Origin of the sequence: Frigoriflavimonas asaccharolytica (genome assembly GCF_013294015.1) — a bacterium.
Classification (GTDB): domain Bacteria; phylum Bacteroidota; class Bacteroidia; order Flavobacteriales; family Weeksellaceae; genus Frigoriflavimonas; species Frigoriflavimonas asaccharolytica.
Genome location: NZ_JABSNO010000002.1, coordinates 161391 through 185309, shown reverse-complemented (window position 1 = coordinate 185309; position 23919 = coordinate 161391). Strand labels below are relative to the sequence as shown.

Genomic DNA, 23919 nt, shown 5'->3' with positions numbered 1-23919 from the left:
TTGTTTATGAATACATTAATTTTACACTTCAACGATAATATTGCGAAAAAATTGAAAACAGTTCTTGCCACATTTTCTGAAAAAGATTTACAAGTTGAAGAAAAAAAAGATCAACAGTTTTTGCAAACTAAAAGAGAATTAGAAGAAGATTATGCTTATTCCCAGTGGCCTGATGCAGAGTTATATACAATTGAAGACGTAAAGCAACATTATAATATTGTAAAAAAGCTGAGAGAATGAAAGTGGTTTTTACCAAAACTTTTTTAAACAAATTAGATAGACAAGTCAACTTTATAGCACGAGATAAACCTATTGCCGCAGAAAAATTTAGATCAGATATAATTCTTATGATTGAGAAATTCCAAATCAACCTTCTGCTTACAAGAAATCCAGATTTTTTGAAAATGAAAATATTCGCGAATTGATATTTAAAGGTTACAGAGTTGTTTTCGAATTTCGGAAAGGTTATATCATTTCTGTTTTCGGATTTTAAAAATGGGAAGATGATTTGAAGTCATAATTCATGAAAATTCTTCTGGAATGGTAAATTATTGAATATTTAAAATTAAATGAATATCCTACAATTAATCTAACATTTACTTCTGTTGGTTGCCTAAATGTATTTCTACTATCAGCAGATAAAATTTTCTATTTCTAAATTTTTTTTAATCAACTTTTCTCTATCTTTGAGAAAATGCACCATATTTGAAAAATACACTCGTACTTTTTGCTCATCCTTATCTAGAATATTCGGAGTCTAACAAGATGCTGCTCAATTTTTATGTGCGCCATCACCATTATACCTTCCGAGATTTGTATGAAGAATATGCAGATTTTCACATTCCCGCATTTCGAGAGAGAAAAAGAATTATTCATTTCGACAGAATAATTTTTCATTTTCCACTCATATTTTTTGGAATTCCACCCCTTTTAAAACTTTGGATAGACGAAGTTTTTGATGTTTCTTGGAGATTAGATGCCGCAGAAAATCCAATGAAAGGAAAAGAAGCTGTAATTTTAATAACCGCAGGTTCCAAAGAAGAATTATTTGGCAGAGATGGTCAATATCATTACACCATAGAAGAAATGATTTCTGGACTTTTGGTAACATTAAAAACAAACGAAATAAAATTACTCGATATTTTGCCAATTTACAATGCAGAACTTATCAGCAAAAAAGAAATAATTGCGCATAAAGCAATGTTTGATAAAATTTTAGAAGAAGAATAAAATGGAAGGAAATTTTGCAATGACTTTATTGGTCTTTCTAGGAGCAGCCATTATTATGGTACCACTCGTACGGAAATTTGGTTTCAGTTCTGTGATTGGGTACATCGTTGGTGGAATTATCATCGGTCCTTTTGTTTTAAAATTGACAGGAAATCAAGAAGAAGACGTAATGCACGTTACAGAATTTGGAGTTGTCATGTTGCTTTTTTTGGTGGGACTAGAGATGGAACCCAAGAAATTTTGGGCAATGAGAAAAAAAATCATTGGTCTTGGTTTGTCTCAAGTTTTGCTTACAACAGGTTTAATATTTGGTATTTTGTACCTTTTCAATTGGCGAATAGACGAAGCATTGACGATTGCATTATGCTTTTCACTTTCTTCTACCGCTATAGTTTTACAGATATTACAAGAAAAAAATCTTTTTGGATCTGCTGCAGGTGAAGCTTCATTTTCAAATTTATTATTTCAAGATATTGCTTTTATACCAATTTTGGCTTTATTACCATTTATTGCGCAATACCATCCAAAAGAAAAAGAGACAGTTGCTACTTTACTCATTCAAAAATTGCCAGAATGGATGCAAAGTTCGTCGGTAATTTTGGGAGTTGTATTATTAATATTTTTAGGAAGATATATTTTTGTCCCATTTTTGCGCTACGTTTCAAAAAGCAATATGAGCGAATTGCTCACTGCTTCTGCTCTATTTCTCGTTTTAGGCGTTTCAGAATTGATGATTATGGTAGGTTTAAGCCCTGCATTAGGAACATTTATCGCAGGTGTAATGCTTGCAAACAGCGAATTTCGCCATGAAATGGAGGCTCAAATAGATCCTTTCAAAGGTTTATTTCTTGCCGTATTTTTCGTGAGTGTTGGTGCGAGTATCAATTTTGCTGTAATTTTAGAAGATCCTATTTTCATCCTGAGTATGGTTTTGATGGTTTTGATTGTGAAATTCTCTGTACTTTTTGGGATTGGGAAATTTTTTAAATTGAGCAATGATCAAAATTTTCTTTATGCTTTCGGACTTTCGCAGGTAGGAGAATTTGCGTTTGTATTATTAAATTATTCTGTAGGTTTATTTTTAATAACTGGAGAATTAAATGCTCAACTAATGGCGGTAGTTGCCATTACGATGATTATCACACCTTTTATTATTTTAATAAATGACCATTGGATTGCACCCAATTTTAATACAAAAAGAGAAGAAAATAATGATCTGCAGTTACCAGATACTTTGCAACCCAGAAAAATAATCATCGTAGGATTTGGGCATTTTGGAAGCACAGTTGGTAGGCTTTTGCGTGCCAATAAAATAAGATCAACCATTTTGGATCACGATTCCGATCGCGTGAAATTGCTGCGAAGCTATGGCTTCAAAGTTTTCTATGGAGATGCTACACGTTTGGCAATTTTGAGACAAGCTGGTGCAGAAACTGCAGAGATTTTGGTGCTCTGTTTGGACGATCCAGAAGCTAATAAGTATGTGATTGAACTTGCGAAAGAAAATTTTCCGCATTTAAAAATATTTGTGCGTGCAAAAAACCGAACAGATGCCTACGATTATTTAAAACAAGACGTGAATCATATTTACAGAGAAACATTGGGAACCGCCGTAAATATGGCAGTAGATCTACTACACGAAACCGGTATGCGAAAATATATGGCACGCAGAATGGGCAAAAGATTTACTTTAATTGATAGAGCTTCTGTAAGAAAATTAGCACAAGAAGATACCAAAGATGGACTTTATTTTAGTACAAAAGAGTCTCTAAAATTAGAAGAAAATCTGCTCAATTTTGATAGCCTTTCCTTTGACGAAGGTCTTTGGAAAGACAATGATGAAGATGAAGAAAAATTGGATTAAATTTATTAATGATGAAAGATGAAAGATAAATGATGAAAGATGTTTGATTTAAAAATATACAAGATTCAATAATCATTCATAATTCATCAACTTTATTTATTGTATTGAAACACTTCCACTACTGCTTTCTGATTTTGTGATGGCAGCGTTGCCCATTTTTTTGATATTGATAGATCCGCTAGAAGAAGCATCTGCATTTGCATTTACAGAAATCATCACGTCTAAACTTCCAGAAGAAGATGCTTCTAATTTCCCATTTTTAATTTCTAAATTTTTGCCGTCCAAATATCCACTAGAACTTACAGAAATTGCAGCATTTTGTATTTTTCCTTTCAAGTTTGCATCGCCGCTAGAATTGACAGAAATATCTCCAACATCTGCCCATATAGTTCCTTCAAATTCTCCGCTGCTTCCAATATACATTTTTAAATTATTGGTTTCAAGATCACCCATCATTTCTCCAGAACTAGAAACATTTACTTCCATTTTTTCATTAGAAAATTTATCTCTCAAGGTAATTTCGGCAGAGCTATTGGCTTCAACAAAAGTTAATTCTTTAGTATAAATTTTCACTCGTATATTTTTTGTAGAAATTCCAGTGTTCCAAGATGAATTATTATTAATACCAATTCTCATTGTTCCATCAGATTGCAAACTTGCATCTACATACTCTAAAATATCATATGGCGCAGAAATTACCACTTTATTTTCTGTAGATTTGAAAATTTCTGCTTCTATAGCATTGGAAACCTCCACTCTAGAAAAATTTTCTGTAACGGTTTTTTCTTTTATCGGTCCTTTTCCCTCGTTTCCATTCAAGGAAAAACTGATGCCATCTTCGCCTTTTTTCCCATTAGATCCGCTTGTTTGGATACAAGAAGTGCTTACCATTAAAAATGAAGATAAAATAAGAATTGATTTTTTCATAATAGATAAAATTTAATATTTAAAAGGAAGTTCTCTTTCACAAAAATAGAGATTTAAAGCGAAAAACCGTATCTTTAATGCTCTTAAAATTAAATTAATTTAGATGAAACCGATCTCATTAGATTTGGTAAATGAACCGATGAAATTTTAAGTGTGGACAAATTAAATTAAAAAACAATTATTTATATATGAAAAATATAGTTCCGATCGCTATCGTTTCCGCATTGACGATGACTACCGCTTGCACTACGATGGATAAAACAACCAATACCAATATGCCTTCAATCCCAATGGAATTAGCAAATAATCCTTTTATGAAGAAAAGTTCTTTGCAATATCAAGCACCAGAATTTGATAAAATAAAAGATGAACACTTCAAACCCGCTTTTGATTATGGTTTGAAAATTCAGCTTCAAGAGATTGATGCAATTGCCAACAATGCTGATGCTCCAACTTTTGAAAATACCGTTGTCGCTTTAGAAAACAGCGGCGAAATATTGAGCCGTGCAAGAATCGTTTTTGGAAATCTTACCGGTTCCAACACCAATCCTACATTGCAAGCTTTGGACGAAGAATATTCGCCAATTTTTGCAGGACATTCGGATAAAATTTATTTAAATGAAAAATTGTACACCAGAATAAAAGCTATTGATGCAAGCAAATTGCAAGGTGAAGACAAACGTTTGCTAGAATATTACAAACAAAACTTTGAGATTGCCGGTGCTAATCTTTCTTCTGCAGACAAAGAAAAATTAAAAGTCGTCAACAAAGAATTAGCAACACTTTCTACTCAATTTGGCAATAAATTATTAGACGCACGAAAAAATGGTGCCTTAATTATTGATGATGTGAAGGAATTGGATGGGCTTTCTCCAGATCAAATAGCGAGTGCTGCAGCAGATGCAAAACTTGCTGGCAAAGATGGAAAATATCTTCTTGCTTTGCAAAATACAACGCAACAACCGCTTTTGCAAAACCTAAAGAATAGAAATACCAGAGAAAAACTCTTCAAAGCATCTTGGTATCGCGCAGAAAAAAGCGATGATGCAGATACTAGAGCAACCCTAGAAAAGGAAGCGAAATTGCGTTTGCAAAAAGCAAAATTGCTCGGCAAAAAATCTTTTGCAGATTGGAAATTGCAAGATCAGATGGCGCAAAACCCTACAAATGCACTTAAACTTCTATCGCAATTGGCAACTCCTGCCGTAGAAACTGCGAAGCGCGAGAGCAAGGAAATTCAAGATATGATCGATAGTCAAAAAGGCGGTTTCAAAGTGGAAGCTTGGGATTGGAATTTCTATTCGGAACAAGTAAGAAAAGCAAAATATGATCTAGACGAAAGTGAAATAAAACCTTATTTTGAGGTTTCTACCGTACTAGAAAAAGGCGTTTTCTACGCAGCAGAGCAATTTTATGGCATTAGTTTTAAAAAACGAACAGATCTTCCCGTGTATCATCCAGATGTGGTAACTTATGAAGTATTTGATAAAGATGGAAAATCATTAGCCATTTATTATTTAGATTTCTACACCAGAAGCAACAAAAATGGTGGCGCTTGGATGAATAATTTGGTAGATCAATCTCACATGAAAGGACAAAAACCAGTGATCGTGAATGTATTTAATTACCAAAAACCTGCGCCTGGAAAAGCATCTTTGATCAGCTATGACGATGTTTCTACGATGTTCCATGAGTTTGGGCATACTTTGCACGGTTTGTTTGCAGACCAAAAATATGTATCTCTTTCAGGTACGGCTACTCCACGGGATTTTGTAGAATTCCCATCTCAAATAAATGAATTTTTCGCGCTAGAACCTGCGGTTTTGAAGAATTATGCCCTGCATTATCAAACCAAAAAACCGATGCCGCAAGCTTTGGTAGATAAAATAAAAAAAGCATCGGCATTCAACCAGGGATATTCTACTACAGAACTCGTTTCTGCAGCAACCTTGGATATGAGTTGGCATTCCATTACGGATGAAAATCAATTGAAACCCACTTTAGAATTTGAAAAAGATGTGTTGAAAAAATATGGTTTCAACTTGGCAGAAGTTCCGCCTAGATATCATTCTCCCTACTTTGCGCACATTTGGGGCGGTGGTTATTCCGCAGGATATTATGCTTATATGTGGAGCGATATGTTGAACTCAAACGCTTGGGATTATATTTCTAAAAACGGCGGAATGACGAGAGCGAACGGAGACAGATTTAGAAAATACATACTATCCATCGGGAATTCTAAAGATCTAAATGTTGCTTTTAAAGAATTTACGGGCAAAGATCCAGACATTAAAGCTCTGTTGAAAGATAAAGGTTTTATAAAATAGTTGAAATTCTGAAGATTGAAAACTAATGTAAAAAATCCCGTATAACACGGGATTTTTTTTGTTTTGAACTTACGGATTCTATTTCCGCGAGATGAAAAGAAATTTTATTTTTTCTTCGCTGGTTCCTTCTTTTTTGTTTCCTTTTTAGCTGAAGCCTTCGCTTTTGTTTCTTTCTTCGCGGGAGCCTTTTTCTTGGTTTCCTTCTTCGTTGCTGCCTTTCCCTTCGTGTCTTTTGTATCTTTTGCTGTTGATTTTTTCTTATCAGCAGATTTAGATAATTTAGATGCTGCAGCAGACTTTTCTTCTTTAGAAGATTTTTTGTCTTTCAATGTTTTTGATGCTTTGGAAGATGCTTTCTCTGTTGTCTTTTCGTCTTTCTTTGCCATTTTTTCTATTTTTTATTAATTAAAATTATATTTTATCGACAGGTAAAAGTACCTAAAAACAAGAACTTTCATCCATATAAAAAAATAAATTTGTTATAAAAATTCCACTTTGTTTGGGTGGTATTGTTTAATTGGAAACGTAAAGTCGGGAGATTTTGCACAGCGGGTTGGACCTATTCCCATGTAAAACCTGATACATCAAATTCCATTTGTCTAACACCTTCATTATAAAATTCTACTTCAATAATTATTTTTTTACTTTTTTTAAGTTTTGAAATAATTGTTTTAGTTGAATTTATAAATACTATGTCCATACTGTTATCTGATGCACCACTAAAAGAGAATTTTTTTGGTTGCTCATCGTCAAATTTAATTCTGAGATTACCACCATCATAAGAACTGTTAAATTGACCTTTAGAAACCTTTAAATAAATATCATTTACACCATCTTTCTTTCTAATTGTAAGACTTGGTATTGAGCCACCGTTGTATGGAAATTCAAATTCTAAAACTTCATTTGCATCTATTGAAGCATATTTCACTGTTTTAGAAGTCATTTTATCAACATCCTCCTGAAATTGCCATTTAGTGCTTGCTTCACTTGTTGATGCCGTATCGGAAACAACATTTTGATTTTCAGTTTTTGAGCCCGTTGATGATGTTTTTTTATCATCATCACTTCCAAGTGCAATAAATAAAAAGAATGCAAATACAGAAGCAGAAGCTACATGTTTTAATTTTTGGTTCATAGTTTTAATAATTTAAGGTTATATTTATTTTTAAAAATTATAAAGGGTGAAAAGAGTCCTAATGTGTAAAAAATTAAGTCAATTATGTCAAAAGTTCCATTAACAATATGAAATATTTGTGCTATTTCAGAAAAAATAGCAATCAATGGAATTAATGTTATCCAAATTAAACTTTGTACTGAAATATTACTTTTCCAAATATATAACATTAAACAAACATAAGAAAATATCCATATACCATCTGGAAGTGAAAATAAAAACCAATCAGGTAAAAATTTAGCAAAGACTATTGTTGTTTTTCGCAAATCCGTATTGGTAAAATCTATTCCTATAATTTTTAACCAAGAAAATATTTTTAAACTTTCAGAACGAAAAAGCAAGTAAATTAAAACGCCTAGTGATAACGAAAATAAATGAGCAAACAACAATTTTTTTTTCATTAAGTCTTTACTATTTTGAATTTAATTTTAATAAAATGTACTTTCAATTTATAAATATGGATAATATATCTTTTATTTTTTCAAAATAGTTTACTAATTATAAAAAACTAATCGCTAAAATAAGAAAAAATGTCTGAAAAAAACACCATTAAAATATTTAGTTTACGAAATACACCCAATCCAACCTACATCTTTAAAAATTTCCAAAATTTTCATTAATTTTAATACCAATCTATCAATATTTTTTCTAAATTTGGGTAAGATAAAACAAAAAGGGTATAGCAGATGCCGGGTTTTTGGTTTATAAGTGTTAGTTGTCATAATAAAGCCGGTATTCTGCGATATCCTAAAGTGGTTTGCCCAAGACAGCCGCTGTTTTAGCATATCCTAAACAATATAGACCAAAACAGCGGCTGTTTTTATAAAACCTAAACAGAATAAAGCAAGATAGCCGCTGTTTTACATGAACCTAAACAGGATAGACCAAAACAGCCGCTGTTTTATAAGAACCTAAACAGGATGGCACAAAACAGCCGCTGTTTCTCTCCAAAGTTTTCTGAAGATTATTCCGTTTTTTGAGATCTATTTTTAACAATTAAAAAATAAAATTATTATGAAAAAACTTACACCCATTAATATTGCAGGGCTACACCACGCAGAATTTGGGCAGATGATGGTCCGTTTTTTTGAGGATTTTAGCAAAACAGATTTGAAAACTGCGGATGATGCAGATTTTGAATCGCTCTACAATGCTTTGGAAAGTGCCCTCCCAACCTTCAACAGCGCGCTAGACCAAGTGCGGGCAAGTGAAGAATCTAAAGAGATCGCGCGTTTGGATTTTGTGCGAGATGCCGCGCTGCAAAGCTTGCGAGACTCTTTGAAACCCTACAGAAATGCAAAAGATGAAGAAGAAAGTGCCGCCTACAATGCGCTCAGCATTCTTCTTTCTGAGTACAAAGGCACGGAAGATGACTCGCTAGAAGCGGAGACCAACAAGCTGAATACGCTTACTACGCGGCTAGGATCTGAAGATTATATAGACCGCACAGACGCTTTGGACATCAAAAAATTTGTGACAAGATTGGGCGAAGCCAATACCAATTTCAACAACCTTTTTGCGCAACGCTCCTACAAAACATCTCAAAAGGAAGTGTATGACGTGAAGGCTTTGAGAAAAGCAATGACAGCAGATTACAAAAAAATGGCCAATTACATAGCTGCCATCGCAAACGTGAAGGAATCTGGGTACTATCCAGATGTTTTGGCGGTGATTAATAATGGGCGTACGTATTTTTCTAGCGTGGTGCTCTCTCGCAGAAAGGGAAAAAACCCGCCGCCGCCTGCTCCGTAAAAAAAAAACCGCCAGATTGAGCGGTTTTTTTTTATTTGATTTAGAAATAAATGCCAATAAATAAATCTGGATTGCGCTACAAATATTAAATTTGTTGAATCAATAAAACAATTAAATTCATGAAATCTCCCCGAGAAATTTTTAAAAATAAGCCCACACTTCTTGATGAGCCAGAAATAGAAGAATTGCTGGAATATTGCGAAGAATTGGAAACAGAAATCATAGAATTTAAATTTGAAAAAGCCAACAACAAAGAATTGGTGATGAAGGATTTGCTGCAAGAAGTGATCAAAGGTTGCCAAGATCTGGAGAAAGAACAAATGGAACACGAGCGTTTTGGCTACGATGCACCACAATATCTAGAAGCTATTTCAAATTTGAAAAGATTTATCTTGAACCGATGCAGAGATGAGAAAATTTATCTTTGAAGGAAATCAAGGCGCTTCCACATCATACACAACTTGGAAAATAATTTTTTGCTTGCCATTTTTCCACATATCCAAAGCACCGATTTTGTTGTAGGTCGTTCTTCTGGTGAAATTTTTTAGGTCTAAATTTAAAATACCAGCTATCACATATTCATCTGGAATGGAAGTAACGGTGTAAATTGGTTTTTTGTCTGTGCCAGATTTATTTCTCTTTACGGTCTCTATCAACTTTTGAAATTGGTAGCCTCGCAAATATTGAAGATCTTCATCTTTCTTATCGGTTTGCAACAAACTATACATCAGCAAACCCAAAACTTCTATATCTGCCGGCGAATTTCTAATCATTTTTTCGCCTTCGAAAATAGCTTCATCATACTTTTTGCCTTTGATCAAATCGTTCAGTTCTGCTCTAGAAATCTCTTGTTGCGTAGAAAAAGGAACTTTGTAGTTGGCGTAGGTTTTTCCATAATATAAATGTTTTGCTTCTTCTAGGCCGATAGTTCCAGGATTAAAATTGAATTGATAGACCAACTTTTCATAGAAAAAAGGGGAAGCTTTATCCGTAACGTTTGCTTTTATGCTATCTAAATTTAAAGGATCTTGAGCGAAAGAAACATTAAAAGAGATAATCGCAATAAATAGAATAAGGTATTTTTTCATGTAGAGGCTGTTTACATTGTATAATTAAAAGATTTTGACCAAAAAAGGAACAAAAGAATGAGCTTAAATTATTCGTTTGAAAGTTCTTAAACTTAGGTTCCTTTTGTGGTTTTATTTATTTTTAAACAAGCTCTTAATTTTTTAGGTATAAATCAAAATAATCTGTTACTTTTTGCATCAAATGCACCCTATCTTTTCCACGCACATTGTGCTCGTGACCAGGATAAACGAAATAATCTAACTGCACTCCATTATCAACAGCAGCTTTCAAGAATTTTATAGAATGTTGCCAAACCACCACGTTATCTTGCGCACCGTGGATCATCAATAATTTCCCTTTCAAATTCTGAACTTTATTCAAAAGATTGGCATTTTTGTAGCCTTCCGGATTTTCTTGCGGTGTATCCATGTATCTTTCTGTGTACATGATTTCATACATATCCCAATCAATCACAGGTCCACCTGCAACTCCTGCTTTGAAAACATCTGGATAAGTGAGCATTAAATTCGTCGTCATAAAGCCACCAAAACTCCACCCGTGAATTCCCATTTTTGCGGAATTTACATAAGGCAAAGATTTCAAATATTCTACACCTTTCATTTGATCGTTCATCTCGTTTACGCCCAAATTTCTGTGTACAGCTTGTTCAAATTTCAAACCTCTATTGCTAGAACCTCTTCCATCCATAGTGAAAATGATGTAACCACGTTGCGCCATATATTCGTACCAAAGATTGCCAGAAGCTGGAAAAGTATTGGTGATGAGTTGCAAATGCGGACCATTATATAAATAAACGATGACGGGATATTTTTTGGAAGCATCAAAATCTGTAGGCAATATTAATTTTCCGTAGAGCGGAGTTCCATCTTCAGCTTTTAGGGTAATATTTTTTATTTCCGGTCTTTGGTAGTTTGATAATGGATTTTGCGCAGACAATAAATTCTTGCTAGCCAAAGTAGAAGTATTGATGATGTTTACTTTTCTCGGCGTATCTGCATTGCTATAAACATCTAACAATTCATTTCCGTCACTACTCAGAATTCCTGAATGGACGCCAGTTTCGCTATCCAATTTTTCCATTTTGAACGTATTCCAATTGATTCTATACAAATGTCTTTCTAGCGGAGTTTCTTTGGTAGAAGTAAAATAAATATCTTTTTTCTTTTCATTAAATCCTAAAATTTCTGATACCAACCAATCTCCTTTCGTTATTTGTGATACTAAACCTTTTTCCAAATTGTAATGAAACAAATGATTGTAGCCAGATCTCTGACTTTGCCAAATAAAATCTGTGGAAGAATTTGGAAAAAACAAGAGCGGATTTTGCGGTTCTACATATTTTGAATCTTTTTCTTCAAATAATGTCTTCACGAAATCTCCGTTTTCCGCGTTATATTGATTGAGTTGCAAATAATTCTGACCTCTATTTAATACACCCACAAAAATAAACTTAGAATCTGGACTCCAAGAAATTGCAGTCAGATATTGCTCTGGATCGCCTTGAATCTTTAGAAATGTAGTTTTTTCATTTTTAAAATTGTAGACTCCCAAGCTTACCTCATGAGATTTTTGACCAGCCATTGGATATTTTATGTTCACATTTTTTGCAGGTGTACTGCTCCAATCTATAATCGGATAATCTGCAACCATGGTTTCATCCATTCTGTAGAAAGCCACATTTTTATAATCTGGCGAGGGAAAAGTACCATCTACAATACCAAATTCACTTCTGTGCGCAGCTTGTCCGTTTATGATATGAACTTCGCTATCGTTTGTTATAGAAACTTTTTGTCCGTTTTTTAAGGCGTACAAATTATTTTTGATGGTATAAAGTATTGTTTTATCATTTAATACTTTTATGTTTTCTGCACCATCTTCTATTTTGCTATTGCTTTTTAATTGATAGCTATTGCCAGATTTTTCTAGCCAATAATAATTTCCATTGGATTCAAAATACCCTTTATTATTTTTAATAAATTGGACAGGAGGTAGATATTTCAATTTCAAATCCCCAGAAAGAGATTGATTCAATTTGGATACAGACATCAAAGTATCTACTTTTCCAGACTTTAAATCTGTAGAAATGTAGGCATTTTTTACAGATTGATAAAAGGATTTCCCATCATCTGACCACGCAAAACCAGAAATATTCTTCACTGCAAGGTTGCTTCTCATACCATTCACAGCTTCTGCCATCGTAAATTTTTGATTCTGAGCGTAGGAAATTTGGGAAATAAAAAATAATAGAACAAATATCTTTTGAATTTTCATGTTTGAATTTTATTGAAGTAAAAATAAACAAAATAAATCAGAATAATTTTTTATGATGAATATTTAGAATTAAAACAAAAAGCAGCTATTCTAAAATACACCTAAAATTTATATCATCAATGATTATTTTGTCTGGTTTTACCTGTCAAGCTGAAAAACGGTACATTAGCAAATCTTATTTAAATTCATCACATGATAGCAAGCGTTCTACTCTCATTCATTAAAGACAAAAATTACAGGTATTTAATCTACACCACTTTTATAGTGCTCATTTTGGGAAGTGTCTGTTTTAAATATTTTGAAGATTGGGAATGGATAGATGCTATAAGCTACTCCGTTTCTGTGATGGTAACCACAGGAAATGCAGATGTTTCTCCACAAACAATGCATGGCAAAATATTCAATATTTTCTACATGATAATTTCTGTAATATTGATTTTATTTTTTGTAAACGTGCTATTTCAGCACTTTCATGAAAATAGAATGAATGCGAAAGAGGAAGATAAAAAGAATAATTAATATTACATACAATAAATTAACGATAAACACCTTAAAATCAATAATTTAATATTAAATTTTGAGAGTTTATTCAATAGAAATGCTTTAGAAATTTTTCTTGTATTTAATTAATTTACATCAAATTTTCTAGCTCTTATCAAATCCCCAATCGCATTGATATCATCTCCCATTAATCGATCTTGCTCTAGTTTATCTACTTTCGTACGAATAATATCATAAGCAGCTTCAACGGATTTTCCACATTTTGCAGGTCTTCTAAATTCTAAACCTTGCGCTGCAAAAAGCAGTTCTACCGCCAAAATATTCTCTAAATTCCCCAAAACTTGGTTGAATTTTCTACCAGAAATACTTCCCATAGAAACGTGATCTTCTTGCCCCAAACTTGTAGGAATAGAATCTGCCGAAGCCGGAAAACAAAGACTTTTATTCTCTGAAACCAAAGCTGCAGAAGTATATTGCGGGATCATAAAACCAGAGTTTAAGCCAGAACTTTCTATTAATAATCTTGGCAAACCAAATTTTCCTTCTAATAATAAATAACTTCTTCTATCCGAAATATTTCCTAATTCTGCGGCTGCCAAAGTTGCATAATCTAATGGCATTGCTAACAATTGTCCGTGGAAATTTCCACCAGAAATAGAAACTTCATCACTCAAAACAATTGGATTATCCGTTACAGAATTGAGTTCTGTTTCTGCTAAATTTTTCAAATGTTCAAAAGCATTTCTACTTGCGCCATGCACTTGTGGAACGCATCTCATGGAATACGGATCTTGCACACGATCGCAAAACTCGTGAGAATTTAGATTTTCAGAATTTTTTAAGAATTTCACCATTCTTGCTGCAACTTTTTTGCTGCCTTCAAATGGTCTTAAATCATGCAATTCTTTTTTGAAAGGACTTGCAGAACCGCGATAAGCTTCCAAACTCATGGCTGCAGAAAGATCTGCCAAATCTAGCAAATACTGCATTTTATTTAAACCAACAATTGTGTGCGCTAATATAAATTGCGTTCCGTTTATCAAGCCTAAACCTGCTTTTGGTCCGAGATTTACGGGTTCCAAATTGAATTTATTTAAAACTATTTCGCTGGTAACTTCTACTCCATTTTCCCAAACTTTTCCCAATCCTAAAAGTGGCAAAACCATGTGTGCCAAAGGTGCCAAATCTCCACTTGCTCCTACAGAACCTTGCTCTGGAATGCAGGGAACAATGTCATTTTCTATCATGAAAATCAATCTTTCGATAATTTCCATAGAAACTCCCGAAAATCCTTTGGATAATGCGTGCACTTTTGCAATCATCATTATTTTTGAAAGATCTTTATGAATGGATTTTCCTACGCCAACAGCATGAGAAATGATGAGATTATATTGCAATTGCGCAGTTTCAGATTCAGAAATTTTCACATCGCATAAAGGACCAAAACCAGTGTTGATACCATAAACTGTTCGATCTGACGCTACAATTTTTTGTACATTGTTGTAAGAATTTTCTATTTGCGCTCTTGCAACATCATTTAAAACTGCTTTTTCTTCGCCGTTGATAATTGCGATAATTTGAGGATATGTAAATTGGTCAATTCCGTAGTGTAGCATAGTAAAAATTTAGAGCCTAAAAGTACAGAATTTGAAATTGATAAAAAATTTTAATTTAGCAATGTGAATATCTTTAGTAAAGTTTTCACAGCTCGTTTGTCAAAGTTTGATTTAAAAAAGAAAAATAACTTTGTCAAAGTAATATCTCTACGCTTTAAAACTTTGACAAAGTAGTGCAGAGTTGTAGTATATTCCAAAATAGAAATGTGAAAAATATTAATGAAGTTTGTTCTCCGCCACTTTGTCAAAGTTAAAATCTTTGACAGAGTTATTTATAACAATTTACAAGAAAGAGTTTTGTGAAGTTTTTTCAGATGTCATTGCCTATTCAAACAAAAAATAAAATAAATTATGAATAAGTGGAAATTTGCATTTTGGGTTTGCCTTTCGGTTTTGCTTTTGGTAACTGGATATAGTACTTATTCAATATTAGATCAAGCAGTTACAATTTCTTTTCAAAAAGTAGGCTATATAGATACGGAAAAAGACCTTGATAACTTAATGAATATCGTCAATAATACCGATTTGACAAAAACACAAATGGAAGAAGAATTTAAAAACAACAAATTGTACGAATTCATGGACTTTAAAAAGGATACAATTTCGCTTGATAGAATTTCACTTATATTTGAAAATAACAAATTAAAAAGTGTAACGAAAAACTATTGAGAACAGTAAATTGATCAATTAAAAATACTTCCACTGTTCAAACTCTCCCGATATTTTTTAAAACTTACAAAAAATAAAAAAACTAAATTTGTTCACTATTCGAGAACTTTTAGTACTTTTGTTCTTTAATAAATAAATGAAGCGAATAATTGCAAAGAGTACACTCCGTGAATATTGGGAAAAGCATAGAGACTCTGAACAGTATCTAAAAACTTGGTATGATACTGCCAAAAATGCAAAATGGTTTTCACCAAATGAGGTGAAGCAAACTTACATCAACGCAAGTATTCTAAAAAACAATCGAGTAGTTTTTAATATTAAAGGAAATTCTTATCGACTAATTGTTAAGTTCAATTACAAAAAACAATGGGCTTTTATCCGTTTTATTGGCACTCATGCTGAATATGATAAAATAGACGCCAACACAATCTAAAAATATTATTATGAACCTAAAACCTATAAAATCCGAAAAAGACTATCGAAATGCGCTTGAGCGTTTGGAAATAATATTTGATGCACCAGTTGATACTAAAGAAGGAGATGAAGCAGAAATACTTTCACTGCTTATAGAAAATTACGAGAACGAATATTACCCAATTGAAGCACCAGATCCTATTGAAGCGATAAAAATCCGCATGGAGGAACTCAATATGCGTCAAAAAGATTTGGTAGGTATTATTGGTGGAAAAAGTAGAGTATCGGAAATTCTAAATAGAAAGAAAAAATTGACGGTAGAAATGATCAGAGAATTGGAGCAAAAACTTCAAATTTCCGCTTCAATTTTAGTTAATAATTATCAACTTTCTGTGGAATAAAAAAATTATAAAATTCCACATCTAAATTTTAAATAAATTATATCTAAAATAATTCATTTAAAATTTTCTCTTAATTATAATTCAAATATACTTTCCTATTTTTGTAAAGTGAACGACCAACTAGACCTTCAACTGAAAACGCTTTCTACAGAACCTGGAGTTTATCGGTATTACGATAAAAATGACGAACTGTTGTATGTAGGTAAAGCAAAAAATCTTAAAAATAGGGTGCTTTCCTATTTTAATAAAAATCTTCCCGGATATCGCACCAAAATAATGGTTCGGAAGATTCATCGTTTGGAAACTACCATTGTTCCTAGTGAATACGATGCTTTGTTGCTAGAAAATAATTTAATTAAAGAACATCAGCCTTTCTACAACATGATGTTGAAAGATGATAAAACTTTCCCTTGGATTTGCATTAAAAATGAACCTTTTCCTAGAATTTTTCTCACCAGAACAAAAATAAAAGACGGATCTGAATATTTTGGTCCTTACGCAAAAGTGAAACCTGCTCGTTTTCTATTGGAAACTTTAAAAAACATTTACAAACTTCGAACCTGTAATTTAAATCTTGCACCTTCAAAAATTGCGGAAGACAAATACAAAGTTTGTCTGGAATTTCACATCAAAAATTGCAACGGACCTTGCGAAAGTCTGGAAACGAAGGAAAATTACGATAAAAAAGTAAACGCAATTCGAGAAGTGATAAAAGGTGATTTCCGATTAGCAAAAGAATATTTGATAGAGGAAATGAGCAATTTTGCATCAAATTTAGAATTTGAAAATGCACAGATTGTAAAAGATAAAATGTTGTTGCTGAACAAATACCAATCTAAACATACGGTTGTAAGCGAAACCATTAATGATGTAGACGTTTTTGGAATGACGAGCGATGAAACTGCGGCTTATGTCAATTATTTTAAAATAAGGAAAGGAAACATTATCCAAAGTTACACCACAGAAATTCGGAAAATTTTGGAAGAAACGGACGAAGAAATACTGGAAACTGCGGTGATAGAAATTCGTCAGAAATTTCTTTCTGATTCTCATGAAATTTTGTTGCCTTTTGAATTGGGTTTTGAAATCCCAAATGTGATTTTATCGGTTCCAAAAATTGGCGATAAGAAAATAATTGTAGAACTATCTGAAAGAAATGCGAAAGAATACCGCATAGAAAAGCTGAAAGCGGTACAAATAATAGATCCAGAAAGACATACAACTAGAATAATGCAGGAAATGAAAAAATTCTTGCACATGCCAGTAGAACCAAGACATATAGAAGGTTTTGATAACTCAAATCTTCAAGGAACCAATCCTGTTGGTGCTTGTGTAGTTTTTAAAGATGGCAAACCGAGCAAAGCAGATTACAGAATTTTCCACATTAAAACGGTGGAAGGTCCGAATGATTTTGCGAGTATGGAAGAAGTGGTGTATCGCCGCTACAAAAGAATGTTGGATGAGGAAAGTCCACTTCCGCAATTGATTGTAATTGATGGTGGAAAAGGTCAACTTTCTTCTGCGGTAAAAAGTTTGAAATTATTGGATTTGTATGGAAAAATTACCATTATTGGAATTGCAAAACGTTTAGAAGAAATCTATTTCCCCGAAGATTCTATTCCTTTATATATAGATAAAAAATCTGAAACTTTAAAAATAATTCAACGAGTTCGGGATGAATCTCACCGTTTTGGCGTGAAACATCATAGAACCAGACGGAAAAACAGCACCATACAATCTGAATTGGAAACCATTCCCGGTGTTGGTCCGAAATCTATTGAGTTGCTTTTATCTCAATTAAAATCTGTGAAACGTGTGAAGGAATCTTCAAAAGAAATATTGGAAGAAATTTTGGGTGTGAGTAAAGGGCAGATTGTTTGGGCGTTTTTTAATGATATTAAATAAAAAAAGCCGTTTCATATATAAATGAAACGGCTTATTTATTAATCATATTTTTTCTATTGTGTATAATAACATTTACACCAAAAATTGTTTTGCAATATTTAGATTTTTTTATGGCTGTACAATAGGTTTATGATAGAATAGATATTTCCTTGTATAAAAAAAGAAAATAGATAAAATAAAAACTATTGGCATTGTATATAAAAATATGCCTGATATATATGATAAAATTAAACTGGTTAATAATAGTAAAACTAAAAAAAAAGGAAATAATTTTTCTTTAGAAATAACTTTTAAAGAAATAAAAATAAAAAATATCAGCATGCAATAAAAACCAAATTGACCAAATTGATTATTCATAAAATTATAACTAGGATTATCATTATAATTATTACTAAACAAAACATATCCAGTATATAATAAACTTAACACTGAAAATATTAAAAAAAAGTATTTTAAACGATTTTTAGTTACGTATTTTTCTAAATTTAAAGTTTTCATAATTTAAAGTTTTAACATCCATTATCTTCTAAACAATCTACAAGTGACCAACCAGTCGAACCAAAGTTCCAAACAATACCAACCCAACCTTGTCCAGTTAAAGTTGCAAACCACATACCAGTTTGCATTCTTGGTTTCCATTTTCTAACACACGCTCTGCAACCAGGAAGATTTGGTTTTGACGCTTCAATAATTGTATTTGCACCTTCAAATACTTCCAATACAAATTCTTGATTTTCGCCATTCAATTCTAATTCCGGATAATTATTTTTTAAAGTTAATGATAAATTTTGAATTGTAAAAACTGATGAACTAACTTCTTCATTTGTATAACCTGATAAATTTAAGAAATATTCTGCTCCCTGACTTTGAAATTGTTGATCATTGTAGTTATCAATAAAATTTTGTTTAGTTGGCATTTCTACAAAAAAAGCTTCCATTGCATCTCCTAATTCAATAAAATTTTCATCTTTAGAAAGTCTTAATATCAAATCTTCTTTTGAAAGATTTGATATCCTCGCTGAATTACTAAATGAGGTATTTTCACTAAAATCATTGATAGCTAAATCATTACTAGCTTCTCTTGAACAGGAAATTACCATAGTTAATACTACTAGTGCTGTCATTCCTAATTTTCTGATAAAATTGTTTTTCATAATAAAAATGTTATTTGGTTAATGATTCAAAATTACATGATGAAAATCATAAATGCCATTTTTATTATCCAAATATAATCCAAATTTTAGTGTAAATATTTATGAATAAAACAATATATTTATGAATAAAACTAAAATTTTGAAAACTAAACTACACGACACTAGAACAAAAAGAAACTATACTCAAAAAGAGCTTGCAACATTAGCTGCAATGTCTCAACCTAAATATAGTAGAAAAGAAAGTGGTTATGACCCAATATTAAAATCCGAATGAGATTTATTAGCTAAAGTTTTAGAAGTTCCTGTGGAAGAAATCTATGAAGAAGATGTTCCCAAAACTTATATCTACAAAAATATAAAAGGAAATAGTTTTAATTCTGGAACGATAAACATCAACGTTCCAGATTTTGTAATGAACTATATTCAACTTTTAGAAAGAAAAGTAATGAATCTTGAAGAAGAAATACAAAAATTAAAAGAAGTAATCTAACCTCTATCAATTCCTAAAATCCCCCATATCCAGTTTCAAAGAAAAGAAATTGGAGAAGAAATTGCTGCCGCCAATTCCAGAATTGGTGATGGCATAATCTAACGTTAGACCACGATATTGGATTCCAACACCTGCACTTGGCTGAAAGGAAACATTACGAGAAAGATCTTCAATATCTGTAACCGTTTGAAATCTATTGATTCCTAACCTTACGAAAAGTAACTTGTTATATTTCAATTCTGCACCTGCATATGGTGTGATGCTCGCAAAATCGGTAGAAACTAAAGCTGCAGTTTTGGCAAAATCTACATTAATACCAACTTCTGGCAAAAGCTCTAAAGATTGATTGATCTCGAAATTTTTGCTGACACCAGCGTTTAGTTTCGGTAAAGTAATTTCTAATTTATCCGTTGGAGCAGGGTTAAATTCTTCACCATTTACAATTGCAGAAAGTTCTTTCTGATTTATCGTCCAGAAGTTTACGGTTGTTGTGGCATCTCGCAACATAAAGCCGTAATTATAGCCATTGTCTGCGTGGTAAATAGCACCAATATCAAATCCAAAACCATAACCGGTCGCAAATTTCCCTACATTTCTGTAGACTAATTTTGCATTTACACCAACATCTAATTTTTGACTTCCATTTGGATGAAAAGCGTAGGAAACTAAGGCTGCATAATCTGCTTGCGAAAATTGTGTAATTCTATCATAGTCTATATTCCCCTCACCATCAATCAATTGCGTGGTATTCAAAATATTATCTACTCCCAATCTCACGATGGAAACCGCAAACACACCACCATTATTATCCAATGGTTTTGCAAACGCGATATAATCATATTTTGCGATACTTTCAAAATATTCTGCATGCATTGCTGCGGCTTGCCAATCTCGCTCTACACCCAGTAATCCTGCAGGATTCCACATCGGAGAATAGACATCGTTCTGGTTAGAAATAACCGCTCCTCCCATTGCAAGACCTCTCGCTCCTGCACCAATATTTAAAAATTCATTGGAATATTTTCTTATGATTTGCGCTTGCGTTCCCACACTTAGGAATATAAATAAAAGTATAAATTTTTTCATTCTTCAATTAATTTTTTAGCCTTTTTTGCTTTCCTATTTTTCAAAATTCCATTGATTACGATGGCAACAATCATCACCATGGAAGCAATATAAAAAATAGGCGTCATCTTTTCTGATTCTCCAAAGATAAAAAAAGCTAGAATAATACCGTACACAGGTTCCAGATTTACCGTTAATATTAAGGTAAACGGCGAAATGTACTTCATCAAACTTACAGATTCCAGCATTGGATATGCTGTAAAAACTCCTGCTAATATAGTAATTAACGCTAAATCTCTATAGTTTATTTCAGTTACCTCAAATATTTGTCCGGATAAGGTAAAAAAGATTGCAGCTAAAGCCCATCCACCAAAAATTTCGTAAAAAATAATGTTTCCTGATGTTGTTTTTCCATACAATTTTCCATTAAAAACGGAAAAAAATGTACCAAATAGCGCAGCTAAAATCCCATAAAAAATTCCAACCTTATATTGAAATTCTATTTTGAAAATTAAAGATATACATGCAAGTATGATAACACCAATCACCACTTCAGAAACATCTAATTTTCTTTTGAAAACGATTGGTTCCATAATTGAAGCAAATAAAGTAGAGGTCGCCAAACAGCACAAAGCAATAGCAACATTAGAAACTTTGATGGCGTGAAAAAAACAAAACCAATGTATTGCCATCATTCCGCCAATTCCTATTAACTGAAAAAATAGCACTTTGGGTACTTGCAAACTTCTTTTTTGTATAAATCTTATAAATATATAAAGAAAAATTGCAGCAAAGGACATTCTATAGAAGACGATGTTTGGTGCATCTGCAGATATTAATTTCCCTAAAATAGCCGTAAATCCCCAAAGGAAAACAATCAAATGGAGCCGAAAAATTGCTGGTGTTTTCATGGTTTTTAAAACTTTTGCAAAAATATCATTAATAATTGAATTAAAATCCTTTGCAGCTCATTTGTATGTACTTAAAATTAGAAATATAACTTAAACAGCATTTCTATATTGTCTATTGTCCTTTCATTATTTTTTTTGATAGATTTATAACTTTGTCAAATATTCCATAGGTATATTTTTGAACAGCCAAAATTTCATTCGTAAAGTTCAATAAAAGTCTTCGCTTTATTCTTTTTTATTAGTTCCGTTGGCAAACTTAACGAACTGCTTCAACAAAATAATTCTTCTTATCTGTTTTGAAAATAAAATGAATTTCACTCAAATCGGGCTGCAAATTTTTTATCATTAATAAATATTCGAAACAATTACAGTCTATTCAATTTAAATTAAAGTCTAAAAAATCTACCACAAATTTGGATGCATTTATATATAACAAATAATTTTCAGTATTTAATATAAAAATTATTTGTCATAATTTCTTAAATTATCTTATCTTACAAGCTTAATTAGAATATTCATGGATTTAGAATTTAACAAACGCGAAGACCAAAATAAACTCAAACTTTCTGAGATTAATAAATTACTAAACACCATCAAAAAAGGTGGTGGTGAGAAAAGGATTGCAAAACTACATGCACAAGGAAAACTTTCTGCGAGAGAGAGAATAGATTATTTATTAGATAAAAGATCTAAGTCTGTAGAGATTGGTGCTTTTGCTGGTTTCGAAATGTATGAAGAAGAAGGTGGCTGTCCAAGTGCAGGAGTAGTGGTAGTTATTGGTTATGTTTCTGGCAGACAATGCATTGTAGTCGCAAATGATGCAACCGTAAAAGCTGGAGCATGGTTTCCTATTACAGGAAAGAAAAATTTGAGAGCACAAGAAATTGCGATGGAAAATAGATTGCCCATCATTTATTTGGTAGATTCTGCAGGAGTTTATCTTCCAATGCAAGATGAAATCTTCCCAGACAAAGAAAATTTCGGTAGAATTTTTAGAAATAATGCCAAAATGAGTTCCATGGGAATAGTGCAAATATCCGCAGTAATGGGAAGTTGCGTTGCTGGTGGAGCTTATCTTCCAATAATGAGCGATGAAGCGATGATTGTAGATGGTACAGGTTCTATTTTCCTTGCTGGTAGTTATCTGGTAAAAGCAGCAATTGGCGAAAGTATTGATAATGAAACTCTTGGAGGTGCAAAAACACATTGCGAAATATCTGGAGTTACAGATTACAAAGCAAAAGATGACAAAGATGCCTTAGACAGAATAAAAAACATCATGAAATCTCTCGGTAAAACCGAAAAAGCTGGCTTTGATCGCATAGAATCTGCCGAACCAAAAGAAAATATTGATAATATTTTTGGAATCATGCCTGCACAAAGAACGGAGCAATATGACACCAAAGAAATCATAAAATGTATTGTAGATAACTCTGAGTTTGAAGAATATAAAGAGGATTATGGGAAAACCATCATATGTGCAACAGCAAGAGTAGATGGCTGGTCCGTAGGAATTGTAGCGAACCAAAGAACATTGGTGAAAAATGGCAAAGGTGAAATGCAATTTGGAGGCGTTATTTATTCTGAATCTGCAGACAAAGCAACAAGATTTATCGCCAATTGTAACCAAAGAAAAATACCATTGGTATTTTTACAAGATGTAACAGGTTTCATGGTAGGTTCCAAATCCGAACATGGTGGTATAATAAAAGATGGCGCAAAAATGGTAAATGCAGTTTCTAATTCTGTAGTGCCAAAATTTACCATCATCACAGGAAATTCATACGGCGCAGGAAATTACGCCATGTGTGGTAAAGCCTATGATCCAAGATTAATTGTAGCTTGGCCATGGTCAGATTTAGCCGTGATGGGAGGTGCACAAGCTGCGAAGGTATTGGCACAAATACAAGAATCTACTCTTAAAAAACAAGGGAAAGAAATCTCTGAAGAAGAAAGACAAGAAATATTGGATAGCATTACCAAAAAATATAAAAAACAGACGGAAGCAACTTATGCTGCTGCAAGATTATGGACAGATGCAATTATAGATCCTACCGAAACCAGAACGTGGATTTCTATGGGAATAGAAGCAGCAGATAATTCTCCAATTACAGAAAAATTTAATCTTGGCATTATTCAAGTTTAAAAAATTATTTAAA

General features: G+C 32.6%; 24 protein-coding genes. 14 read left to right on the top strand and 10 right to left on the bottom strand.

Going from position 1 to position 23919, the window contains the following annotated elements; genetic code table 11:
* Positions 1-6 precede the first annotated feature (6 nt).
* The 3 genes from HNQ03_RS02200 to HNQ03_RS02190 all read left to right on the top strand — a co-directional run bounded on the left by HNQ03_RS02200 (position 7) and on the right by HNQ03_RS02190 (position 3094).
* On the top strand, positions 7-240 hold the full coding sequence (locus HNQ03_RS02200) for a hypothetical protein (protein WP_173778014.1): 234 nt from the start codon (positions 7-9) through the stop codon (positions 238-240).
* A gap of 465 nt (positions 241-705) precedes the next feature.
* Positions 706-1230: an NAD(P)H-dependent oxidoreductase gene (locus HNQ03_RS02195; protein WP_173778013.1), complete on the top strand. Its 525-nt coding sequence runs from the start codon at positions 706-708 to the stop codon at positions 1228-1230.
* Between the two features lies 1 nt (position 1231).
* Positions 1232-3094: a monovalent cation:proton antiporter-2 (CPA2) family protein gene (locus tag HNQ03_RS02190; RefSeq protein WP_173778012.1), complete on the top strand. Its 1863-nt coding sequence runs from the start codon at positions 1232-1234 to the stop codon at positions 3092-3094.
* Positions 3095-3190: 96 nt separating this feature from the next.
* On the opposite strand, the gene HNQ03_RS02185 is transcribed toward HNQ03_RS02190, so the two are convergent.
* Positions 3191-4021, bottom strand: coding sequence for a GIN domain-containing protein (locus tag HNQ03_RS02185; protein WP_173778011.1), 831 nt, complete (start codon positions 4019-4021; stop codon positions 3191-3193).
* Positions 4022-4209: 188 nt separating this feature from the next.
* Here HNQ03_RS02185 and HNQ03_RS02180 point away from each other — a divergent pair, with 188 nt between their 5' ends.
* A complete protein-coding gene (locus tag HNQ03_RS02180) occupies positions 4210-6348 on the top strand; it encodes a M3 family metallopeptidase (RefSeq protein WP_173778010.1) in 2139 nt (712 codons plus the stop codon).
* 104 nt (positions 6349-6452) lie between these two features.
* Here HNQ03_RS02180 and HNQ03_RS02175 read toward each other — a convergent pair whose 3' ends face one another.
* From HNQ03_RS02175 to HNQ03_RS02165, 3 genes are all read right to left on the bottom strand, one after another.
* Positions 6453-6734: a hypothetical protein gene (locus tag HNQ03_RS02175; protein ID WP_173778009.1), complete on the bottom strand. Its 282-nt coding sequence runs from the start codon at positions 6732-6734 to the stop codon at positions 6453-6455.
* A 173-nt stretch (positions 6735-6907) separates the two neighbouring features.
* Positions 6908-7483 carry a hypothetical protein gene (locus HNQ03_RS02170; RefSeq protein WP_173778008.1) on the bottom strand — a complete coding sequence of 192 codons (576 nt, stop codon included), beginning with the start codon at positions 7481-7483 and terminating at the stop codon, positions 6908-6910.
* Positions 7480-7923 (bottom strand): hypothetical protein, encoded by a 444-nt coding sequence (locus HNQ03_RS02165; RefSeq protein ID WP_173778007.1) that lies wholly within the window; start codon positions 7921-7923, stop codon positions 7480-7482. The genes HNQ03_RS02170 and HNQ03_RS02165 overlap by 4 nt, the downstream gene beginning before the upstream one ends.
* Positions 7924-8536: 613 nt before the next feature.
* Here HNQ03_RS02165 and HNQ03_RS02160 point away from each other — a divergent pair.
* Positions 8537-9274, top strand: a complete 738-nt coding sequence (locus HNQ03_RS02160) for a DUF6261 family protein (RefSeq protein ID WP_173778006.1) — start codon at positions 8537-8539, stop codon at positions 9272-9274.
* Between the two features lie 119 nt (positions 9275-9393).
* Entirely contained in the window at positions 9394-9702 is a 309-nt protein-coding gene (locus HNQ03_RS02155; protein ID WP_173778005.1) for a hypothetical protein, read from the top strand.
* A gap of 6 nt (positions 9703-9708) precedes the next feature.
* Here HNQ03_RS02155 and HNQ03_RS02150 read toward each other — a convergent pair whose 3' ends face one another.
* On the bottom strand, positions 9709-10362 hold the full coding sequence (locus HNQ03_RS02150) for a DUF4919 domain-containing protein (RefSeq protein ID WP_173778004.1): 654 nt from the start codon (positions 10360-10362) through the stop codon (positions 9709-9711).
* A gap of 133 nt (positions 10363-10495) precedes the next feature.
* Positions 10496-12634 (bottom strand): S9 family peptidase, encoded by a 2139-nt coding sequence (locus HNQ03_RS02145; RefSeq protein WP_173778003.1) that lies wholly within the window; start codon positions 12632-12634, stop codon positions 10496-10498.
* Positions 12635-12826: 192 nt separating this feature from the next.
* Here HNQ03_RS02145 and HNQ03_RS02140 point away from each other — a divergent pair, with 192 nt between their 5' ends.
* The gene (locus HNQ03_RS02140; protein ID WP_173778002.1) at positions 12827-13153 is read left to right on the top strand and encodes a potassium channel family protein; all 327 of its coding nucleotides are present in this window, start codon (positions 12827-12829) and stop codon (positions 13151-13153) included.
* Positions 13154-13260: 107 nt separating this feature from the next.
* Here the strand turns inward: HNQ03_RS02140 and hutH are convergent, their stop codons facing one another.
* Positions 13261-14751 carry a histidine ammonia-lyase gene (hutH, locus tag HNQ03_RS02135; protein WP_173778001.1) on the bottom strand — a complete coding sequence of 497 codons (1491 nt, stop codon included), beginning with the start codon at positions 14749-14751 and terminating at the stop codon, positions 13261-13263.
* A 351-nt stretch (positions 14752-15102) separates the two neighbouring features.
* On the opposite strand from hutH, the gene HNQ03_RS02130 reads away from it, so the two are divergent.
* The 4 genes from HNQ03_RS02130 (at position 15103) to uvrC (ending at position 18140) form a co-directional block, all read left to right on the top strand.
* Positions 15103-15420 carry a hypothetical protein gene (locus tag HNQ03_RS02130; protein ID WP_173778000.1) on the top strand — a complete coding sequence of 106 codons (318 nt, stop codon included), beginning with the start codon at positions 15103-15105 and terminating at the stop codon, positions 15418-15420.
* Positions 15421-15556: 136 nt separating this feature from the next.
* Complete coding sequence (locus tag HNQ03_RS02125) at positions 15557-15853, top strand: type II toxin-antitoxin system HigB family toxin (RefSeq protein ID WP_173777999.1); 297 nt, start codon at positions 15557-15559, stop codon at positions 15851-15853.
* A 10-nt stretch (positions 15854-15863) separates the two neighbouring features.
* Positions 15864-16235: a helix-turn-helix domain-containing protein gene (locus tag HNQ03_RS02120; protein WP_173777998.1), complete on the top strand. Its 372-nt coding sequence runs from the start codon at positions 15864-15866 to the stop codon at positions 16233-16235.
* A gap of 108 nt (positions 16236-16343) precedes the next feature.
* Positions 16344-18140, top strand: coding sequence for an excinuclease ABC subunit UvrC (gene uvrC / locus HNQ03_RS02115; protein WP_173777997.1), 1797 nt, complete (start codon positions 16344-16346; stop codon positions 18138-18140).
* A gap of 509 nt (positions 18141-18649) precedes the next feature.
* On the opposite strand, the gene HNQ03_RS02110 is transcribed toward uvrC, so the two are convergent.
* A complete protein-coding gene (locus HNQ03_RS02110) occupies positions 18650-19264 on the bottom strand; it encodes a hypothetical protein (protein ID WP_173777996.1) in 615 nt (204 codons plus the stop codon).
* Between the two features lie 169 nt (positions 19265-19433).
* On the opposite strand from HNQ03_RS02110, the gene HNQ03_RS02105 reads away from it, so the two are divergent.
* Together HNQ03_RS02105 and HNQ03_RS02100 are read left to right on the top strand one after the other, a co-directional pair.
* Positions 19434-19568, top strand: a complete 135-nt coding sequence (locus HNQ03_RS02105; protein WP_173777995.1) for a helix-turn-helix domain-containing protein — start codon at positions 19434-19436, stop codon at positions 19566-19568.
* 30 nt (positions 19569-19598) lie between these two features.
* On the top strand, positions 19599-19784 hold the full coding sequence (locus HNQ03_RS02100; RefSeq protein WP_173777994.1) for a hypothetical protein: 186 nt from the start codon (positions 19599-19601) through the stop codon (positions 19782-19784).
* A 6-nt stretch (positions 19785-19790) separates the two neighbouring features.
* Here HNQ03_RS02100 and HNQ03_RS02095 read toward each other — a convergent pair whose 3' ends face one another.
* On the bottom strand, positions 19791-20870 hold the full coding sequence (locus tag HNQ03_RS02095; RefSeq protein ID WP_173777993.1) for a putative type IX sorting system protein PorV2: 1080 nt from the start codon (positions 20868-20870) through the stop codon (positions 19791-19793).
* Complete coding sequence (locus HNQ03_RS02090; RefSeq protein WP_173777992.1) at positions 20867-21760, bottom strand: DMT family transporter; 894 nt, start codon at positions 21758-21760, stop codon at positions 20867-20869. Before HNQ03_RS02090 ends, HNQ03_RS02095 begins: the two co-directional genes overlap by 4 nt.
* 517 nt (positions 21761-22277) lie before the next feature.
* On the opposite strand from HNQ03_RS02090, the gene HNQ03_RS02085 reads away from it, so the two are divergent.
* Positions 22278-23906, top strand: coding sequence for an acyl-CoA carboxylase subunit beta (locus HNQ03_RS02085; protein ID WP_173777991.1), 1629 nt, complete (start codon positions 22278-22280; stop codon positions 23904-23906).
* Positions 23907-23919 lie beyond the last annotated feature (13 nt).

Excerpts from the sequence above, each read along its gene's own strand:
- HNQ03_RS02200 (WP_173778014.1), top strand. The coding sequence starts at position 7 with ATGAATACATTAATTTTACACTTCAACGATAATATTGCGAAAAAATTG.
- HNQ03_RS02190 (WP_173778012.1), top strand. The coding sequence starts at position 1,232 with ATGGAAGGAAATTTTGCAATGACTTTATTGGTCTTTCTAGGAGCAGCC.
- HNQ03_RS02185 (WP_173778011.1), bottom strand. The coding sequence starts at position 4,021 with ATGAAAAAATCAATTCTTATTTTATCTTCATTTTTAATGGTAAGCACT.
- HNQ03_RS02180 (WP_173778010.1), top strand. The coding sequence starts at position 4,210 with ATGAAAAATATAGTTCCGATCGCTATCGTTTCCGCATTGACGATGACT.
- HNQ03_RS02175 (WP_173778009.1), bottom strand. The coding sequence starts at position 6,734 with ATGGCAAAGAAAGACGAAAAGACAACAGAGAAAGCATCTTCCAAAGCA.
- HNQ03_RS02170 (WP_173778008.1), bottom strand. The coding sequence starts at position 7,483 with ATGAACCAAAAATTAAAACATGTAGCTTCTGCTTCTGTATTTGCATTC.
- HNQ03_RS02165 (WP_173778007.1), bottom strand. The coding sequence starts at position 7,923 with ATGAAAAAAAAATTGTTGTTTGCTCATTTATTTTCGTTATCACTAGGC.
- HNQ03_RS02160 (WP_173778006.1), top strand. The coding sequence starts at position 8,537 with ATGAAAAAACTTACACCCATTAATATTGCAGGGCTACACCACGCAGAA.
- HNQ03_RS02155 (WP_173778005.1), top strand. The coding sequence starts at position 9,394 with ATGAAATCTCCCCGAGAAATTTTTAAAAATAAGCCCACACTTCTTGAT.
- HNQ03_RS02150 (WP_173778004.1), bottom strand. The coding sequence starts at position 10,362 with ATGAAAAAATACCTTATTCTATTTATTGCGATTATCTCTTTTAATGTT.
- HNQ03_RS02145 (WP_173778003.1), bottom strand. The coding sequence starts at position 12,634 with ATGAAAATTCAAAAGATATTTGTTCTATTATTTTTTATTTCCCAAATT.
- HNQ03_RS02140 (WP_173778002.1), top strand. The coding sequence starts at position 12,827 with ATGATAGCAAGCGTTCTACTCTCATTCATTAAAGACAAAAATTACAGG.
- hutH (WP_173778001.1), bottom strand. The coding sequence starts at position 14,751 with ATGCTACACTACGGAATTGACCAATTTACATATCCTCAAATTATCGCA.
- HNQ03_RS02130 (WP_173778000.1), top strand. The coding sequence starts at position 15,103 with ATGAATAAGTGGAAATTTGCATTTTGGGTTTGCCTTTCGGTTTTGCTT.
- HNQ03_RS02125 (WP_173777999.1), top strand. The coding sequence starts at position 15,557 with ATGAAGCGAATAATTGCAAAGAGTACACTCCGTGAATATTGGGAAAAG.
- HNQ03_RS02120 (WP_173777998.1), top strand. The coding sequence starts at position 15,864 with ATGAACCTAAAACCTATAAAATCCGAAAAAGACTATCGAAATGCGCTT.
- HNQ03_RS02110 (WP_173777996.1), bottom strand. The coding sequence starts at position 19,264 with ATGACAGCACTAGTAGTATTAACTATGGTAATTTCCTGTTCAAGAGAA.
- HNQ03_RS02095 (WP_173777993.1), bottom strand. The coding sequence starts at position 20,870 with ATGAAAAAATTTATACTTTTATTTATATTCCTAAGTGTGGGAACGCAA.
- HNQ03_RS02090 (WP_173777992.1), bottom strand. The coding sequence starts at position 21,760 with ATGAAAACACCAGCAATTTTTCGGCTCCATTTGATTGTTTTCCTTTGG.
- HNQ03_RS02085 (WP_173777991.1), top strand. The coding sequence starts at position 22,278 with ATGGATTTAGAATTTAACAAACGCGAAGACCAAAATAAACTCAAACTT.